This window comes from Pseudomonas sp. P1_F1_2 (assembly GCF_056405815.1).
Genome location: NZ_JBFUBK010000014.1, coordinates 23,082 through 39,361 on the forward strand (window position 1 = coordinate 23,082; position 16,280 = coordinate 39,361).

Consider the following 16,280-nt stretch of genomic DNA (forward strand, 5'->3'; position numbering starts at 1 on the left):
TCACTATGACCGAAAACCAAAAGAAACTCGGAAAAACCCTATGGGCCATTGCCGATCAATTGCGCGGAGCTATGGATGCGGATGATTTTCGCGACTATATGCTGTCCTTCCTCTTCCTTCGTTACCTCTCCGACAACTATGAAATAGCGGCGAAGAAGGAACTTGGAAAAGACTATCCAGAGTTGCCCACTGACGCCTTGCTAAAAACGGGGGCAGCGACTCCTCTTCAAGTCTGGTATGAGGAGAACAAGGCGGACATCCCCGCCTTCGAGAAGCAGATGCGCCGCAAAGTGCATTACGTCATCGAGCCGGCACATCTATGGAACAGCATCGCCAATATGGCACGCACTCAGGACGATGATCTGCTCACTACGCTGCAAGCGGGCTTTAAATACATCGAAACCGAGTCCTTTGAGAGCACCTTCCAAGGCCTTTTCTCGGAAATCGATCTGGGGTCCCCCAAGCTGGGCAGGAGCTATACGGAGCGCAACACTAAGCTCTGCACCATCATCCAAAAGATCGCCGAGGGCCTAGCAGACTTTTCCACAGATAGTGATGCACTGGGCGATGCTTACGAATACCTGATCGGCCAGTTTGCCGCTGGTTCAGGCAAGAAGGCGGGCGAGTTCTACACCCCCCAACAAATTTCCGACATCCTTTCCGCTATAGTCACCCTTGACAGCCAAAACCCCAAAACCGGGCCCAAAAAGCGCTTGGAAAGTGTGTTGGACTTCGCCTGCGGTTCCGGCTCGCTGCTGCTTAACGTGCGCAAGCGCATGGGGCAGCATGGCATTGGCAAGATTTATGGCCAGGAAAAGAACATCACCACCTATAACTTGGCCCGCATGAACATGCTGCTGCACGGGGTGAAGGACACCGAGTTCGCGATTTACCATGGCGACACTTTGAGCAACGACTGGGGCATTCTACGCGAGCTAAACCCTGCTAAAAAACCCACGTTTGATGCCATTGTCGCTAACCCGCCCTTCAGCTACCGCTGGGACCCCACGGAAGCCCTGGCCGATGACGTGCGCTTCAAAAACCACGGACTAGCACCTAAATCGGCTGCCGACTTTGCCTTTCTGCTGCATGGCTTTCACTTTTTGAAAGACGAAGGCGTGATGGCCATCATCCTGCCCCACGGTGTGTTATTCCGTGGCGGTGCTGAAGAGCGCATCCGCACCAAACTGCTAAAAGACGGCCACATCGATACCGTGATCGGCTTGCCATCTAACCTGTTTTATTCCACAGGTATCCCTGTCTGCATTCTTGTGCTCAAGAAGTGCAAGCAACCGGACGACGTGTTGTTTATCAACGGGGCTGAACACTTCATCAAAGGTAAGCGCCAGAACCAACTGACCGATGAGAACATCGCCAAGATCATCGATACTTACCAGTTCCGTAAAGAGGAGCCCCGCTATGCTCGTAGGGTGGAGATGGGGGAGATTGAAAAGAACGGCTACAACCTGAATATTTCCCGCTACATCACTACCGCGAGCGCAGAGACAGACATTAACCTACAAGCCGTGAATGACAAACTGGCTACGTTAGAAGAAACCATTCAAGCGGCACGGGACAAACACAATGTGTTTCTGAAAGAGCTGGGCCTGCCATGCTTAATGTGAACCGCGAGACGACTCAACGAATTAGCACAACAAGGCACTAAATAGAGAATAATGCCTCGTTATGCGTCTACAAATAACTGAAAGATTAAAAGGGGACGATTTATTTATAGGGCCGACCGGCCGCTTTTGGCCGGTTTATGCCTATCGGTACCCTCGGCATCGGGGGAGCGTTCAGCTAGGGACGATACTGCGAATGATACTGTACTGTAAAACTAGCGATACCATCACCGTAACTGAGGTTTAAGTGATCAAGCGACACGAACTCGCCGGTTGGGCGACTCGCGGTAACAGCAAGCGATTCAAGGCCAAATTAGAATGGCCGCTTACATCGACTTGACCGAAATAACCTCCACAAACTTGAATTTTTTTCTAGCCGTCTTTTTAGCTTCTTGCTCCGCAACTAGGGTGCTCAGTGTATCGACCTCATGTACTTCCTCGTGCATTTTGCCTTCAAACTCATTTCCCACCCGCAGCGTGACTCTCAGCCTGGGCGTAAAGGCTTTTGACGCTTTCTTTTTCTTCGCTGCCTTTACCGGTTGCACGGTCACGACATCCGGAACGGTGTCTTGCACGTGTGAGTTAATTGCCGGTGCAGGGGACTTAGACTCACTGAATAGCGCCCGGCGCATCTCTTCTTCCGTCAACTCTATATTCATATCATTTCTCAGAAGGGTGTTATGTACAGCCTGATCGATTCTATCAGTGTGGCCGGACTCGGCGGTAAATCGTCGTTGGGTCAGACCTGAGGCGATAGAGGGCCACCAGATACCTGCGAGCATCAGCGTCTGGCCGGCAGCCTTCGTTCGGACGCATATCTTATTGATACTGCATGCTTGTGTTGTCGCTGCTTCACATTTACGCTTTGTCCGTCGCGGTCAGTCCCGTGACCGGGTGTCAGAACCTGAATTGTTCGAGGCGCATGGCGCCATAGCCAGCAATTAAGTGCTTACAGAGGCTTAGCTGCCGCTTTTCTATGGCGGTCCGTGCGGGGCAGGCTTCGGCCTGGCCGGTTCCCTCGGACGCCGGTTTCTGACCCCCGTACGGTCCGCCACCCATTTCGTGTCAGAACGGCTGGGTGGACGGTTCCTTAACTGTCCGAGGAGATAAGGAAAATGCCCTGTCCCCCTTTTAAGCTCGTGCGCCACCCCGGCCGTTTGTTTTGTACTTCAAACTATCTCGGAGGATTCCGTGATGTTTGATCTCTCGCTTCTAATCGGCCTTCCCAAACCCAACACCATCGATACTGCATCGCTTACCCCTGAAGATGCCGCAGTTAAACTACGGCAGGCTGCCACGCTTCGGCTAAATGGAGCGCAGAGTATTCTGCTTCATTTTCCGCAGGACGTTGAGCTGGCCGTAGAACTGCTGGATGACGCGGCAGTGCTTTTCGACAAGGCCTTTCGCTATTTGACTGGCATCCCGGCTCAGCGCGTTCATCAACAGATCGGTGAGTACGTCTCTGTTCCGTCCGCAGAAGGTTCGCCCGCGATTCAAACCCCCTGGGGTGATGAGTTCGCTCCGGCGATTAAGGATGGCGTTCGGTGTGCTGAGACCTGGCTTGAAGGCTCATCATTACCATTATGGTGGGCGCTGTCGCAGAATCGAAAACGTCATCGTCCAGGTGATTTTCAGGAAGCGTTCGAGGCCGGTTTTCTCCTGCGTTTGCAGCAGACGCTGATCAACCTTCGTGAAGTCGCGGCATCCCGACCAACAAGTTTCGATGCTTGAGGCTCTAATTGACGTTTGAGACTTTGCTTTTCCCGCCAAACCCTCCGATCCAGCGATCTTTGATCGCGCCGATCGGAGGGTTCACCCGCTCTTTCTTGAAGCCACCTCGTTCCACCCTCCCATTTCAAATATGATTAGCGCCACGCCGTTGTTTATCCGTCATTAATTGCCCGTGATCTCTATCGAGTATCGCGCAGTGCCAGAGCGTCAGAGCGGGGGTTGTCGTGGGGCTATGCTCGAGAGTTGGCGACACCGGCGACACCGGCGACAACCCTGGCAGAATGGGGCCTGGAGCGTGGCGACAAAAGTGGCGACAGTCGCCATTTTCTGAGCGCTTTTGCCATGATGCTTGACGCGACTTTTCGCGTGGGTGTAAAAATTGGCGCACGGACCGCTGTCGTTGACAGCACCAGCCCAGGTAGCCAGAACCTTTAAGGCTACGCCACTTGTGTGGTGGTTCTTCCGAAGTGCGATTAGCGTCCGGCGGCTCGCACGGTCACTCCCCAAGAGTGATGGACGCCTACTCGACTGATCTGCCCACCGCGGCAGACGATGGACCTTCCTCGCTGCACTGCAGCAACCTCACCTCTCGGCACACTTCGCTGCGCCAATCCGCGCCCGTCTCTTTCTCCTTGAAAGAGACGGGCGCTCGTACCACTGCTGCAAGCCACGTCGTACAAAGCATTGCCGCAACTCTCCTCGTGACAATCGGCCTGACAAATCCGATTCGTCGCCATCCGCAATAATACAGGCACCGGTGCCGCAGCCTAAGGAAAGGCTGCATCTGACTGACAGTCAGGCATGCCCCAGGTGTCGATGTTTTTGCCTTCTCCCACTCAGGATCTCCAGGTGCCGAACTCGTCAGTCGGTACAGCCTCCACCCGCCCGTGTCTTTGGATACGTCAAGGAGGTCAGGTTCATGGGGTCATGCCCTCGCTCCCGGCCGTAAGGAGCCGTGCGTTCCACGTCAGTGAACACCTCGCAGGCCGCAGGGGCCTTGATCCCTGATAACACTCAACAGCCGTGGCGGGACTACGTGAGGACAACCAGCAATTACCGAGGAGAGAGCCCATGCAGCAGTTAGATCCGAAGCTTGAACTATCACGACCGCTAATTGAGTCAAACCCCGTGGCCGAGCCTTATCCGGTCCAGGCACTGGGTGGAATTCTTGGGCCTGCGGTTGAGCGCATGGCCGAGGTCATCGGCGTGCCCCAGGCACTGGCCGCACAATCGGTCTTGGCTGCCTCGGCGCTGGCCACTCAAGGTCATGCGGGCTTGCAACTCGATGGACGAAATTACCCCCTGTCGCTGTTCCTGATTACAGTGGCCGCGTCAGGTGATCGCAAGACCGCGGCAGATCGTTTTGCATTGCTGCCAGCACGGCAATGGGAGCGTGAACAGTGGCAGCGCTATCGCGAACAACTTGCCCGGTACCGTGCCGCACAGCGACAGGCGCAGCGTATCAAGCCCGGCGATCCTGAGCCCGCAAACGGAATGTCGCTCGAAGCGGAGCCCTCAGCCCCTAGACTGATCACCACGGACCCGACTATCGAGGCCCTGATCAAGGGGCTCTGTCATGACCTGCCTAGCATGGGTCTGTTCTGTGATGAGGGTGGACAATTCCTCGGCAGCAGCACCATGAGTCGGGATAACCGTTTGAAAGCGGTCACGACCTTGTCGTCACTCTGGGATGGCAGCCCGATAGATCGCGCGCGTTCCATGGTTGGTGAAAGCTTGCGAGCCTATGACCGACGCTTGAGCCTGCACCTGATGCTGCAACCGTATTTGGCCATGCAGTTACTCAGTGACCCGTTGCTGCAGGGGCAAGGCATTCTAGGGCGCTGCTTGATGACCTGGCCCACCAGTCTAGCCGGGCAACGTAGCTACCAGGCTGTCGACTTGTCCAAAGACGCTGCCCTCAAGCGCTATCATCACCGCCTTTCGGCTCTGTTTTATCAGCCTTGGTCACTTTCCGCTGACGGAGCCTTGCAACTGTCAAAGCTGAGCCTCAGTCCGCTCGCGCGTCGTCGCTGGATTGATTTGCATGATGCTATCGAAGCTCAACTGGGTGAGTTTGGCGAGCTCGCCAGCGTGCGGCCCAGCGGTTCGAAGGCCGCCGACAACCTTTTGCGCGTCGCCGGCATTTTGGCCGTTGTGGAGGAGAGCAGTGTCGTGGAGGTCGACCATATCCAGCGGGCCTCGGCCTTAGTTGGCTACTACCTCACCGAGATGCAGCGCCTGACCGAGCAGGAGCCGGTGTGCAGGGTAAAAGAAGAGGCGGACCGGCTGTTGCGCTGGCTGCAGGTCAAGGATTGGAAGCGCTTCAGTATTCGAGATCTGAATCGCAACGGTCCCCGCTTTGCCCGCAAGAGCAGTCGTCATGCCGCAAAGCTGCTGGTCGAGTTGATTGATCATCAGTGGTTGATCTCCGACGGCCACACCTTCGAGGTGCGCCATGTTCAATCTTGATGAAGCGCTGCGCAACCATCTGGCTCAACGCCAAAAGGAGCCGAAAGTGCGATTTGTCGCCGGTACTGTCGCCACTTTGTCGCCACGCTCAAAGGCAGGCAAGGCAAGGGGTGTCGCCGTTGTCGCCGGTGTCGCCACCCTCCATAGAACTATCACCTCGACGACCTCCATTATCCAATGGTTGGAAGAGCAGGGCGCGCATCTTTACGTCACCGACAACACGCTGTGTTTTCGCCCGACTGATTGGGCTCAGTTCGCGATTGTAAGTGCGCACTGGCGAGCCCTTTTGCATGATCTCGCAGCAGCCGATCAGGAACAGAAAAATGGCTCGGGTCGGTAAGCGAGCAGGGCGCAATTTCGGCTACGGTCGCCAGCTCAGCTATGCCGGACCGCAAGCACTGAAAGAGCTGTTTGGCGACGGCCATTTTGCTACCGTCAAAGCCCATAGTGATCGCTGGCAGGCCTTCGTGCGTTGGTGTCTATCCGAGGAAGGGCCGAGGCTCAATGATGCGCGACAGATCGACCGCGAAGTCCTAATGCGGTACGCCGTCCACGTGCGGGAGCAGGTTGATCAGGGCAACGTCGGCATCGCTACCGCGCAGAACCGACTGTCCAGCGTGAACCGAACGATGGCTGCGCTGCGCGGTGATCAATACGTCAAAATCCCGAGTCCAAGTAAGGCGCTTGGCTTGCAGCGCTCAAGCGTGCGTAGTGAGGCGCCACAAGGCCAAGACCGTGTGCAGGTCAGGCTGATTGCGCAAGCGCTGTCAGAGCGACAGCAACTGAGGGTGAGTGCCATCGTGCTCCTCGCTCGGGAGACCGGCATGCGCCTGCGTGAAGCGATCTTGGCGGACTTGCCCCGGCTGCAACGTGAGGCTCGGCAACTGGGCAAGATCAATATCCAGGACGGCACCAAAGGCGGTCGATCAGGCGCATCGGCACCGCGTTGGATTGCGGTCACGGATCAAGTTCGTGGCGCCCTCGACAGGGCCAGCGAGGCCTCACCCAAGGGCAGTCGGAGTCTGTTAACACCTGATGAAAGCTACAAAGATTTCTTACAGACAATCGTACGACCGGCGCGGGACATCATGCATGAGCATGGATTGAAAGGCTTTCATGAACTGCGGGCGGCTTACGCCTGTGAGCGCTATGAACAACTGACCGGCTTCTCCGCGCCCATCAATGGCGGTCGTGGTCAACGAGAGGATCGAGCACTCGATCAGCGTGCACGTCAGCAGATCAGCCACGAGTTGGGGCATAACCGCATCGACGTGGTGAGTGCCTACATCGGAGGTCGTCGATGAAGTCCGAGTTCGATATGGCGTTGTTTCTGAGCCCCGTGCTCAAAGGTGCGCATGCCACGCGGCAGCGGCATATCAGGCAGGCAGAAAGGATGCACGAGGCGATTCGTGAGCGCTGGAGTTGTGCGACCCCTTGGTCCTGGAAGGAAAAGCACACCAGATGGTTTTTAGAGCACTACCTGCGTTGCTCAGCACCAGCGACCATCTATTACTATGAGTTAACAGCAGGGCTGATCCGCCGCAGAAAGACGCAACTCGTGGTTGTCTGATAGATCTTTAAGCGTGAGCCCCTAAGTATGGGAATGCGGAGCCTTCCCATACTTAGGGGCTTGGCCGAAGAAGCGCAGGCATGCGGCTGATTTAGCGACAGTCGCCACTTCAGTCGCCCTGCTGCACTGCACGAATTGTCGCCTGCTCAGCGTATCGGCACGACGTTACGGTCCCTGGTTTGATTGATGGCGGATGCCGACAGGCTGCCGGTGGCTGCCTTCTGGATATGTTCACTCCACCAGGCCATCATCGGACGCCGGCGTTCGATGTAATCCGCCCGGTTGTAGGCGCTTCGAACTTCGTCTTTATCGACATGCGCCAGCGCGACTTCGATTAGCTCCGGATCCCATCCATGCTCATTCAGAATTGTGCTGGCCATGGAGCGCATGCCGTGGCTGACTAAGCGGTCCTGAAAGCCCATTCGTTTCAATGCCATGTTGGCTGTCTGGCTATTCGCGTGGGTGCGCGGATTTCTATCTGACGGGAACACATATTCCCTGTGGCCGCTATGGGGCTTAAGCGTCTCCAATAACGAGAGTGCATGTTCGGTCAGCGGGATTGTGTGCGGACGACGCTTTTTCATTCGCTCCGGAGGGATGGTCCAGATGCGTTTTTCGAAGTCGATGTCTGCCCATCGGGTAGTCGCCGCTTCGGCAGGGCGGGTCATAGTGTGTAGCTGCCATTCGATCAGGCAGCGGGTCGTCCGCTTGATGCTGGCGTTCGCGATTTCCATCATGAGCTCCGGAAGCTCATCTGGTGGTAGCGCTGCCATGTTCTCTTTCTTAGGTTTCTTGAACACCGCTCGAATGCCGCTGAGAGGGTTGGCAAAGATCATTCCGGAATTGACCCCGTAGGTCATGATCTCGTTAAGGCGCTGGCTCACTCGCTTAACTGTCTCGAGGCTGCCTTTGGCCTCAATCGGACGAAGGAGCTTGATGACCATTGGGGCGCTGACTTCGGAGAGAGGCGTTGATTTCATGCTCGGAAAAACATGCAGTGTGAGGGAGCGCCAAATGTCTTCGGCATACGCCGGCGTGACGGAATCCTTCTTCAGCTCGAACCAGGCGGAGGCCACGTTCTCGAAGGTGTGTTCCGTTTCCGCTCGTTTGGCTTCCTGTAGCTCATTGCGCTGAGCTTTTGGGTCGATGCCCTGTGCAAGCAGCTCTCTGGCCTCAACGGTTTTCTTCCTCGCTTGCGCAAGAGAAACCTCGGGATAAGAGCCGAGTGCCATGTTGATTCGATTTTTGGTGACGGGATGCCGGTAGTTGAAATTCCACTGCATCGAGCGATTGACCCTGACTCGCAGTTGGAGCCCGTCGCCATCCGTGAGGACGTAATCCTTGTCTTTCGGTTTGACCGCCTTGAGCTGGCGGTCGGAGAGGCGGGTGGTTTGAGCGCACATGAGAAGTACTCCATGACACCTTTTGGTATTCCCAAGATTAGCGCCGGGTAGCCGGGAATACCATTGGGAATACCAAACTGCCTGGAACTCAAAAAGCCTGGAAAGCCTCCCGTGGCCCTGAACCCCCCGTATTTACTGGATTGCAGGCACAAAAAAAGACGTCCGTGGACGTCTTTAGTTGATCAAATGGTGGAGCCGGGGGGATTTGAACCCCCGTCCGCCAGTACTCCGCTGTCGGTACTACATGCGTAGCCGTTTCTATTAAGTTAACCCTCAGCGACCCGAAGGGCAGGGTGCTTTGGGCGAGTTGTGTAAGTTTTAGCCGCTTCGTCCACAACGTACTGCACGGCGATTCTGTTCTATATGACAATCACTTTGGGTTTACAGACATCCCCTGGTGATTGCTGGACCCGAAGGTACCAGAAGCTCAGGATCTAAAGCTGCTTACGCAGCGAGAGAGAATTCCTGGCCGTAGGTTTCGTCATTGGCAACTATAAGTAGTTGCAACAGTGGATTTACGAGTTCTGTTACCAACTCGGCATGCACCTAAAGTTTCGCAACCGGCGTCGAATCCTAAACGGCCCCGAGCCTGTTGCTCCGTGAATCAAAGTGAGCAACAAGCCTTTGCAGTGTACGCCAACACGCCTCAGAAGGCCACCCGCAAGGTTGGCCTCGATTGATCATGGGGTGGTTCCTTGTTCAATTTGCCATCGACAATGCCTGGCTGGCCTCGGTGGCGCATTTTTTTTCATCGTTGGCGGCTTGTGAAGCCTTGGCGCTGGCCAACAGTCTTTTGATCTCCGGCGCATTGCTGGAGGTCGCTGGCAGCGAATTCACTTTGGCTTCGAGCTCTTGCAGCTTGCTCGTACACAGGTTGTTGTCCGCAGCAAATACGGGAGAGGCCAGCATTGCAGCAGAAATGAACAGACCAGCGAGTGCGGTACGTTTCATGGGTATCTCCTCGAACTGATGGTCTCGGTGCTGCCGCATGGGCGGGCGGCTCGGCCGAGTCTGAAAAATCAGCCACGATTGATGGGCTTATCTAAAAGACTGCGGCGCGGCACAGGAATTCGGTTTTTGCGGAAAAGCGATGAAAAAACTGTGTGACAGGAGCAATGGCACTAAAACGGATTACCAAACCCCCAAATGCAACAAAACCCGCAATTGACGGGTTTTGGTTTGCTTCATATCTGGTGGGGCTAGCACGGCCCAGAAGGCCAACCCGAAGGTTGGCCCGGAGCTGAGTTACTTCCCGCCTTTGTGCGCGTCGGTGATGGTCTTGATGATGTCGTTGGTCTCGGCGATGCAATCATCAATACCTTCCTTGGTGCCTTTTGCCTGGTCGGCTTTGGCCTGCTTGACGGAGGCCTCCACCTGGTCCGCCATTTCCTGAGGAACCTGTGCCTTGCCGTTTTCAATGGTTTGCAGGTTGACATCGCATTGGGTTTTTTCGGCCGCAAACGAAGTGGAAGCCATCATGGAAGCAGTAACGAACAAACCTAAAAGCACAGAACGATTCATGTGTTTCTCCTTGGACTGAAGGACCAGGCATTGCTGGCCATCAAAACGGTCTACCGATTTTTTAGGAGGTCCCGCATTAGCGGGACTTGGTCAGTGGACTGCGGCGGCACGTCAGGGTTCTTTTTTTTGCTTTAAATCTGTCGTTTCCAGCAAGAAGCATAAGCACGGCATGCCTATGCTTCTTCCTTTAGATCCTGCTATCAGGGCACCCTAGCCTGGGTAACGCGGTCCACCAGATAGACTAGTCCGTGGTAGTCAATGCCGCCATGTTGCGTCAAACCAATCTCACAAGTGCGGCTGGTAGAGATCCCTTCGCTGCACTGCTGAACCGCATCCTTGAGCGTGCGCAGCGAGTGGGCGTTCAGTTCGGGCGTCGTGAATCCTTTGTCACCGGCAAACCCGCAGCAGTGAATGCCTTCAGGAATCACCACGTTTTTACTGCATTTGCGCGCCAGTTCGATCAGCGCCTGACTTTCCCCAAGGTGCTGAGTGCTGCACGTGACGTGCACTGCAATCGGCGCTTCCTGCGGTGTGAAGTCGAGGCGATCCATCAAATGCGTACGGATGAAACGCACCGGGTCGTACAGGTCGAGTCGAACTTCACCCTGGTCTTGAACCAGCCGTAACGTGCACGGGCTGGTGTCGCAATAAATCGGATCAAGCCCGCCGCGACTGGCGTGCAGTAATGCGCCGATCAGTTCCTGGCGCTTGTGTTCGGCCTGTTCGGCGTAGCCTTTGGAGGCGAATGGCTGGCCGCAGCAGAGGTTGTCCAGGTTGTCCGGGAAGACCACTTGGTAACCGGCTTTTTCAAGCAGCCCACGGGTTTTGTCGTACAGCGACATCTGTTCTTTATCCGCCGCCGCCGGGCCCATGACCCGCGACACGCACGCCGCCAGGTACACCACGCGAGGGCGTTCGTCCGATACGGTGGGGCTGAAGCGAATGGCTTTTTCCGGCTGCGGCATGGCGTTGGTCCATTGCGGAACCTGACCTTTGGACAGCTTCGTCAGCGACGCCGAAAGTTTCGCCAGGCGTGGTGCTCCCAGCAGCATCCGTGCGCCATTGGCGACGTGCAGAGTGAAACGTGCACCTTGCAGCGCCGTGGCGAAATTGCCTTCCAGCCAGTTGGCAGTTTTCGTACGTGTTGCGTGACGGCTGCGCAGCTTTTTCACCAGTTCGCCGGTATTGATGCCGACAGGGCAACGTTGAGCGCAAAGACCGGTGGCCGCGCAGGTGTCGATGCCTTGGTATTCGTATGCCGCTTCAAGTTCGGTGGTATCAACGCCTGCACGCTTTTTCGCCTGAATATCCCGCCAGATCACAATGCGCTGGCGCGGGCTCAGGGTCAGGCCTTTCGAGGGGCAGACCGGCTCACAGAAACCGCATTCGATGCACTTATCCACAATCTCGTCGGCGGCCGGCAACGGCTTCAAATGCTTGAGGTGGATTTGCGGGTCCTCGCTGAGCACCACGTCCGGGTTGAGAATGCCGTTGGGGTCGAGCAGGCGCTTGAGCTGCCACATCAATTGGTAGGCATCGCTGCCCCATTCCAGCTCAACGAACGGCGCCATGTTGCGACCGGTGCCGTGTTCGGCCTTCAACGAGCCGCCGAATTCCACCGCCACCAACTGCGCCACGTCGTCCATGAACGCTTGATAGCGTGCGACTTCTTCCGGGTTGTTGAAGCCTTGGGTGAAGACAAAGTGCAGATTGCCTTCCAGTGCGTGTCCGAAAAGGATCGCTTCGTCGTAGTGATGTTTGTCAAACAACTCGATCAGGCGATTGACGCCGATGGCCAGTTGTTCCACCGGGAACGTCACGTCCTCGATGATCACCGTGGTGCCGGTTTTTCGCACGGCGCCGACGGCGGGGAAGGTGTCTTTGCGGATCGCCCAGAGACGGGCGTTTTCCACCGGGTCTTCGGTGAAGTCGACCTGTTTCTCCACCGGGAACGAAGACAGCGACGCCATGATCTGCGCCAGTTGTTCCTGCAACAAAGTGGACGATGCGGCGCGGGATTCGATCAGCAGCGCGCAGGCATTATTCGACTGGTGTTGTACGAAAGACGGCATGCCGGGTTTGTCTTGCACCGAGCGCAGGCTGCGGCGGTCGAGCAATTCCACCGCTGACACCGGCTGGCTTTTCAGCACGCTGACGGCATTGCAGCAGGTTTCCACATCCGGGAACACGATCAGCGCGGACGCCTTGTTCGGGTGATCGATCACCGTGTCGTACGTCACGGCACTGATAAAACCGAGGGTGCCTTCGGAACCCACCAGCAAGTGGCTCAAGATATCCACAGGCTCGTCGAAATCCACCAGCGCATTGAGTGACAGGCCGGTGGTATTTTTCAGACGGTATTTGTGGCGGATTCTCGCAGCCAATTCAGCATTGGCGCGGGTCTCGCGGCCCAAGGTCGCCAGGCGTTCGAGCAACGAGGCGTGGCTTTGGCGAAACGCCGCGACACTGGCCGAATCTTCGGTATCGAGGCGGCTGCCATCGGCCAGCACCAGCCGAATGCCGGCCAGGGTGTGATAGGTGTTCTGCGCCGTGCCGCAACACATACCGCTGGCATTGTTGGCGACGATACCGCCGATTTTGCAGGCGTTGATCGAGGCCGGGTCCGGGCCGATCTTGCGGCCGAACGGTGCCAGCCAGGCGTTGGCCTGCGCGCCGATCACGCCCGGTTGCAGACGGATTTGCGTGCCTTGGCCACGGATTTCGCGACCATTCCAGTTGTCCCCCAGCACGATCAGCACCGAATCGCTGATGGCTTGACCAGACAGGCTGGTGCCGGCGGCGCGGAACGTTACCGGGACGTGATCCCGTTGCGCCAGCTTGAGTAGCGAGACCACTTCGTCTTCCGATTCGACGCGAATCACCAGTTTCGGAATCAGCCGATAGAAACTGGCGTCAGTGCCGAAGGCCAGGGTCGATAGCGGGTCGTCGAAACGTCGCTCGTGGGGAATCAGTTTTTCTGCATCTCTGAGGAACGCCGTCGGTAGACTCATTGGTCCTCCAGGATCAGCACCACGAGGTCTTTCGGTCCATGCGCGCCGTAGGCCAGGACTTGTTCGATGTCCGCAGTTTTCGACGGGCCGGATACCAGCAAAGCGTTGGTCGGCATGCCTTGGGCCCAATTGAATTCCTGCTGCACCTGATAGAAGTTGTCGCGGATTTCACTGGCCTTGAGCAGGGCGAAATGCACCGGCGGTACCAGGCTCATCAAGCGCGGTTCTTCACGCGTCGGCCAGAGAATCAGGCTGCCGGTTGCGGCAATGGCGCCAAGGGTGCCGGTGAGGCTGGCCGGGGTATCGTTGAACAGCTCGGCTTTCCATTCTTCAACCGGACGATCGTAGGCTTTGAGCGTCGGCAGCTCAGGATGATTCGCCCAGTGCGCAGTGATGCGTTGGCCGTGGGGCGTCGTCGGTGCGATCAAAAGGCTTGGCAACTGGCGATCACGCAGCAGTTGGGCGAGCAATGCGGGCCAGGCTTCACTGGAGGTCAGATGGATTTCGGTGTGCACCGCTTCCATCAGTTTGCGCAGTTGTGGAATGCGTTGTTCAGGTGTGTAGGTGTAGGGCGCGGTCACCAGTCCGACGTCGAATTCGTCAGGCACGGGCGTAGTGCCGGTCAGACTTTTCCGTAACTTGGCAAGGATGTTTTGCTTGGCGCTCATCAACGGTCTCCCTGTTTGGCCAGGTGTTCGCGGGCCATGTCGTGCAGTGAGCGGGCGGCGGGCTTTGGCGCGCTGTGGTTTTGCGTCCAGGGGCCGACATTGTCTGGCGTGAGGGCGCGCAGGCGAGTGGCGAAGAAACCGAACAGGCGATAAAGCGTCGGCGAACTGTTGAGCCTGGCCCAGGCGTTCCAGATGAACCGTTCCTTGCGCGAATACTTGCTGCCTTGACCGCGCATGACCTGATTCGGGCTGTCCGGGGCTTTGACGTTCTCTTCCCGCAGGCGACGCAGCAATGCAGGGATAGGAATTTTTACCGGGCAGACTTCGCCGCAAGCACCGCAAAGCGATGAAGCGCTGGGATGATCCGGGACTTTCGCCAGGCCGACCATGTGAGGCGTGATGATTTTTCCGATAGGCCCAGGGTAAACCTCCCCATAGGCGTGGCCGCCGATTCGGGTGTAGACCGGGCAATGATTCATACAGGCACCGCAGCGGATGCAGTTCAGGGTCTGGCGCAATTCGCTGTCGGCAAACGCCTGGCTGCGACCGTTGTCGAGCAATACCAGGTGCACTTCCCGGGGGCCGTCGAGTTCATGCTCCTGGCGTGGGCCGGAGATCATGTTGACGTAGGTGGTGATCGGAATGCCCAGCGCCGAGCGGGTCAGCAGCGACAGCAGTGGCACCACGTCACGCAGGTTTTCCACGACTTTTTCGATGCCGGTCACGGCGATATGCACGGGTGGGACAGCGGTGGTCATGCGCCCGTTGCCTTCGTTTTCCACCAGCAACAGGGTGCCGGTTTCGGCCACGGCGAAGTTGACGCCGGAGACGCCGATGTCCGCTTCGAAGAATTTCTGCCGCAAGACTCTGCGACCGATCTGAATGAGTTGGTCAACGTCCTTGGTGTATTCCACGCCAAGTTTGTCGTGGAACAAGGACGCGACCTGACCGGCATTCTTGTGGATCGCCGGCATAATAATGTGTGAAGGCTTCTCGTGGTCGAGCTGGACGATGTACTCACCCATGTCCGACTCCAGGCATTCAATGCCTTGAGCCTCGAGGACATGGTTCATCTCCATCTCTTCGCTGACCATCGATTTGCCCTTGATCACTTGCCGCCCCTCGTGAGCGCGGATGATCGAGAGGACGATGCCATTGGCTTCGTCCACCGTTTCCGCCCAGTGCACTGTCACACCGTTGCGGGTCAGGTTCTGTTCAAGCTGCTCGAGCAGGTCGGGCAACTTGGATAACGCACGGGCGCGGACAGCATTGCCCAGCGCTCGCAAATGTTCTCTTTCGTGGGCATCGCTGAAGGACGCTGCCCGTTTGGTCATCAGTGAATCCATCGCAGTGCGAAAGTTGTTTCGCAGTTGCTTGTCGTCCAAAGCCTTGTGAGCCCGGGTGCGAAAATCCTCTTCTACGGCAACCGTAGGAATAATCGTGGAAGTGCTCATCGGGCACCTCCGGTTCGCTGCCAGAGAAAACTGGCCAGGTGTTGGCCGCGCAGCGTTTCCTTTTGTTTCTCCAGCGAGCCGTTGATGTTCATCAGGCAACCGCAGTCGGCACTGAGTACCTTGTGCGCGCCGGACTCCTTCAACGACCGGGTCTTGTCCACCACCATCGCACCGGAAATGTCTGGCATACGGACGCTGAACGTCCCGCCAAAGCCACAACATTCACTTTCGTGATCGTGATTGACCCGCTCTACGTTGCTCAATTGCGCCAACAACTCGCGACCGTGCAGGTGGGTGTTCATTTCGCGGCGTGCCGAGCACGACGTGTGCAGCGCCACTTTGACCGGCTCGCCGCTGTCCTTGAGCTGCACCTTGCAGACAAACAGCAGGAACTCGGCCAGCTCATACGTCCTGGCCGCCAAGGCCTGAACCTGTTTCAACGTCTGCGGCTCGTCCTTGAACAAGTCGGCGTAGTGTTCGCGCAACATCCCGGCACACGATCCCGACGGCACCACCACCGGATAATCCCCGGCAAACAGCGCCAGTTGCGAGCGCGCCACCGTCCTTGCCTGCTCGGTGTAACCCGAGGTGTAGGCCGGTTGTCCGCAGCAGCTTTGCCCTTGCGGGTACTCGACACGAATACCTTCGCGTTCCAGCAAGTGAATCGCGTCCATCCCGGCTTCGGGGTAGAACAAGTCCACCACGCAGGTTCCGAACAGGTAAACCCGTGACGGTTTCTCGCTAGGGTATTGCCGAGGCTCGTGCAGTGGCGGGGCGACGCGGGTCGCATTCGGCACGGCGTTGTAAAAAAGCTCGCTCATCAGGCGTGTC

14 protein-coding genes and 1 other RNA gene are annotated in these 16,280 nt (G+C 57.0%); 6 read left to right on the forward strand and 9 right to left on the reverse strand.

Going from position 1 to position 16,280, the window contains the following annotated elements; genetic code table 11:
• Positions 1-5 precede the first annotated feature (5 nt).
• The gene (locus AC1D2P_RS06360) at positions 6-1,625 is read left to right on the forward strand and encodes a type I restriction-modification system subunit M (protein WP_046038666.1); all 1,620 of its coding nucleotides are present in this window, start codon (positions 6-8) and stop codon (positions 1,623-1,625) included.
• A 323-nt stretch (positions 1,626-1,948) separates the two neighbouring features.
• Here AC1D2P_RS06360 and AC1D2P_RS06365 read toward each other — a convergent pair whose 3' ends face one another.
• On the reverse strand, positions 1,949-2,281 hold the full coding sequence (locus AC1D2P_RS06365) for a hypothetical protein (protein WP_046038755.1): 333 nt from the start codon (positions 2,279-2,281) through the stop codon (positions 1,949-1,951).
• 535 nt (positions 2,282-2,816) lie between these two features.
• On the opposite strand from AC1D2P_RS06365, the gene AC1D2P_RS06370 reads away from it, so the two are divergent.
• The 5 genes from AC1D2P_RS06370 to AC1D2P_RS06390 all read left to right on the forward strand — a co-directional run bounded on the left by AC1D2P_RS06370 (position 2,817) and on the right by AC1D2P_RS06390 (position 7,392).
• Positions 2,817-3,353: a LasR-specific antiactivator QslA gene (locus AC1D2P_RS06370; RefSeq protein ID WP_046038667.1), complete on the forward strand. Its 537-nt coding sequence runs from the start codon at positions 2,817-2,819 to the stop codon at positions 3,351-3,353.
• Between the two features lie 1,071 nt (positions 3,354-4,424).
• On the forward strand, positions 4,425-5,822 hold the full coding sequence (locus tag AC1D2P_RS06375; protein WP_046038669.1) for a YfjI family protein: 1,398 nt from the start codon (positions 4,425-4,427) through the stop codon (positions 5,820-5,822).
• Positions 5,809-6,162: a hypothetical protein gene (locus AC1D2P_RS06380; RefSeq protein WP_046038671.1), complete on the forward strand. Its 354-nt coding sequence runs from the start codon at positions 5,809-5,811 to the stop codon at positions 6,160-6,162. The genes AC1D2P_RS06375 and AC1D2P_RS06380 overlap by 14 nt, the downstream gene beginning before the upstream one ends.
• Entirely contained in the window at positions 6,146-7,126 is a 981-nt protein-coding gene (locus AC1D2P_RS06385; RefSeq protein WP_046038673.1) for an integrase domain-containing protein, read from the forward strand. The genes AC1D2P_RS06380 and AC1D2P_RS06385 overlap by 17 nt, the downstream gene beginning before the upstream one ends.
• Positions 7,123-7,392: a hypothetical protein gene (locus AC1D2P_RS06390; RefSeq protein WP_046038675.1), complete on the forward strand. Its 270-nt coding sequence runs from the start codon at positions 7,123-7,125 to the stop codon at positions 7,390-7,392. The genes AC1D2P_RS06385 and AC1D2P_RS06390 overlap by 4 nt, the downstream gene beginning before the upstream one ends.
• A 146-nt stretch (positions 7,393-7,538) precedes the next feature.
• On the opposite strand, the gene AC1D2P_RS06395 is transcribed toward AC1D2P_RS06390, so the two are convergent.
• The 8 genes from AC1D2P_RS06395 to AC1D2P_RS06430 all read right to left on the reverse strand — a co-directional run bounded on the left by AC1D2P_RS06395 (position 7,539) and on the right by AC1D2P_RS06430 (position 16,270).
• The gene (locus AC1D2P_RS06395; RefSeq protein WP_046038677.1) at positions 7,539-8,795 is read right to left on the reverse strand and encodes an integrase domain-containing protein; all 1,257 of its coding nucleotides are present in this window, start codon (positions 8,793-8,795) and stop codon (positions 7,539-7,541) included.
• Between the two features lie 187 nt (positions 8,796-8,982).
• Positions 8,983-9,380, reverse strand: a transfer-messenger RNA (tmRNA) gene (ssrA, locus tag AC1D2P_RS06400).
• 114 nt (positions 9,381-9,494) lie between these two features.
• On the reverse strand, positions 9,495-9,746 hold the full coding sequence (locus tag AC1D2P_RS06405) for a hypothetical protein (protein ID WP_077430897.1): 252 nt from the start codon (positions 9,744-9,746) through the stop codon (positions 9,495-9,497).
• Positions 9,747-10,040: 294 nt separating this feature from the next.
• On the reverse strand, positions 10,041-10,316 hold the full coding sequence (locus AC1D2P_RS06410) for a hypothetical protein (RefSeq protein ID WP_046031906.1): 276 nt from the start codon (positions 10,314-10,316) through the stop codon (positions 10,041-10,043).
• 200 nt (positions 10,317-10,516) lie between these two features.
• The gene (locus AC1D2P_RS06415; protein WP_477758413.1) at positions 10,517-13,327 is read right to left on the reverse strand and encodes an FAD-binding and (Fe-S)-binding domain-containing protein; all 2,811 of its coding nucleotides are present in this window, start codon (positions 13,325-13,327) and stop codon (positions 10,517-10,519) included.
• The gene (locus AC1D2P_RS06420; protein WP_477758414.1) at positions 13,324-13,995 is read right to left on the reverse strand and encodes a LutC/YkgG family protein; all 672 of its coding nucleotides are present in this window, start codon (positions 13,993-13,995) and stop codon (positions 13,324-13,326) included. Before AC1D2P_RS06420 ends, AC1D2P_RS06415 begins: the two co-directional genes overlap by 4 nt.
• Positions 13,995-15,449 (reverse strand): LutB/LldF family L-lactate oxidation iron-sulfur protein, encoded by a 1,455-nt coding sequence (locus AC1D2P_RS06425; RefSeq protein ID WP_477758415.1) that lies wholly within the window; start codon positions 15,447-15,449, stop codon positions 13,995-13,997. Before AC1D2P_RS06425 ends, AC1D2P_RS06420 begins: the two co-directional genes overlap by 1 nt.
• Complete coding sequence (locus tag AC1D2P_RS06430) at positions 15,446-16,270, reverse strand: (Fe-S)-binding protein (protein ID WP_477758416.1); 825 nt, start codon at positions 16,268-16,270, stop codon at positions 15,446-15,448. The genes AC1D2P_RS06425 and AC1D2P_RS06430 overlap by 4 nt, the downstream gene beginning before the upstream one ends.
• Positions 16,271-16,280 lie beyond the last annotated feature (10 nt).

Coding starts and splice junctions, on each gene's coding strand:
- AC1D2P_RS06360 (WP_046038666.1), top strand. CDS start 6: ATGACCGAAAACCAAAAGAAACTCGGAAAAACCCTATGGGCCATTGCC.
- AC1D2P_RS06365 (WP_046038755.1), bottom strand. CDS start 2,281: ATGAATATAGAGTTGACGGAAGAAGAGATGCGCCGGGCGCTATTCAGT.
- AC1D2P_RS06370 (WP_046038667.1), top strand. CDS start 2,817: ATGTTTGATCTCTCGCTTCTAATCGGCCTTCCCAAACCCAACACCATC.
- AC1D2P_RS06375 (WP_046038669.1), top strand. CDS start 4,425: ATGCAGCAGTTAGATCCGAAGCTTGAACTATCACGACCGCTAATTGAG.
- AC1D2P_RS06380 (WP_046038671.1), top strand. CDS start 5,809: ATGTTCAATCTTGATGAAGCGCTGCGCAACCATCTGGCTCAACGCCAA.
- AC1D2P_RS06385 (WP_046038673.1), top strand. CDS start 6,146: ATGGCTCGGGTCGGTAAGCGAGCAGGGCGCAATTTCGGCTACGGTCGC.
- AC1D2P_RS06390 (WP_046038675.1), top strand. CDS start 7,123: ATGAAGTCCGAGTTCGATATGGCGTTGTTTCTGAGCCCCGTGCTCAAA.
- AC1D2P_RS06395 (WP_046038677.1), bottom strand. CDS start 8,795: ATGTGCGCTCAAACCACCCGCCTCTCCGACCGCCAGCTCAAGGCGGTC.
- AC1D2P_RS06405 (WP_077430897.1), bottom strand. CDS start 9,746: ATGAAACGTACCGCACTCGCTGGTCTGTTCATTTCTGCTGCAATGCTG.
- AC1D2P_RS06410 (WP_046031906.1), bottom strand. CDS start 10,316: ATGAATCGTTCTGTGCTTTTAGGTTTGTTCGTTACTGCTTCCATGATG.
- AC1D2P_RS06415 (WP_477758413.1), bottom strand. CDS start 13,327: ATGAGTCTACCGACGGCGTTCCTCAGAGATGCAGAAAAACTGATTCCC.
- AC1D2P_RS06420 (WP_477758414.1), bottom strand. CDS start 13,995: ATGAGCGCCAAGCAAAACATCCTTGCCAAGTTACGGAAAAGTCTGACC.
- AC1D2P_RS06425 (WP_477758415.1), bottom strand. CDS start 15,449: ATGAGCACTTCCACGATTATTCCTACGGTTGCCGTAGAAGAGGATTTT.
- AC1D2P_RS06430 (WP_477758416.1), bottom strand. CDS start 16,270: ATGAGCGAGCTTTTTTACAACGCCGTGCCGAATGCGACCCGCGTCGCC.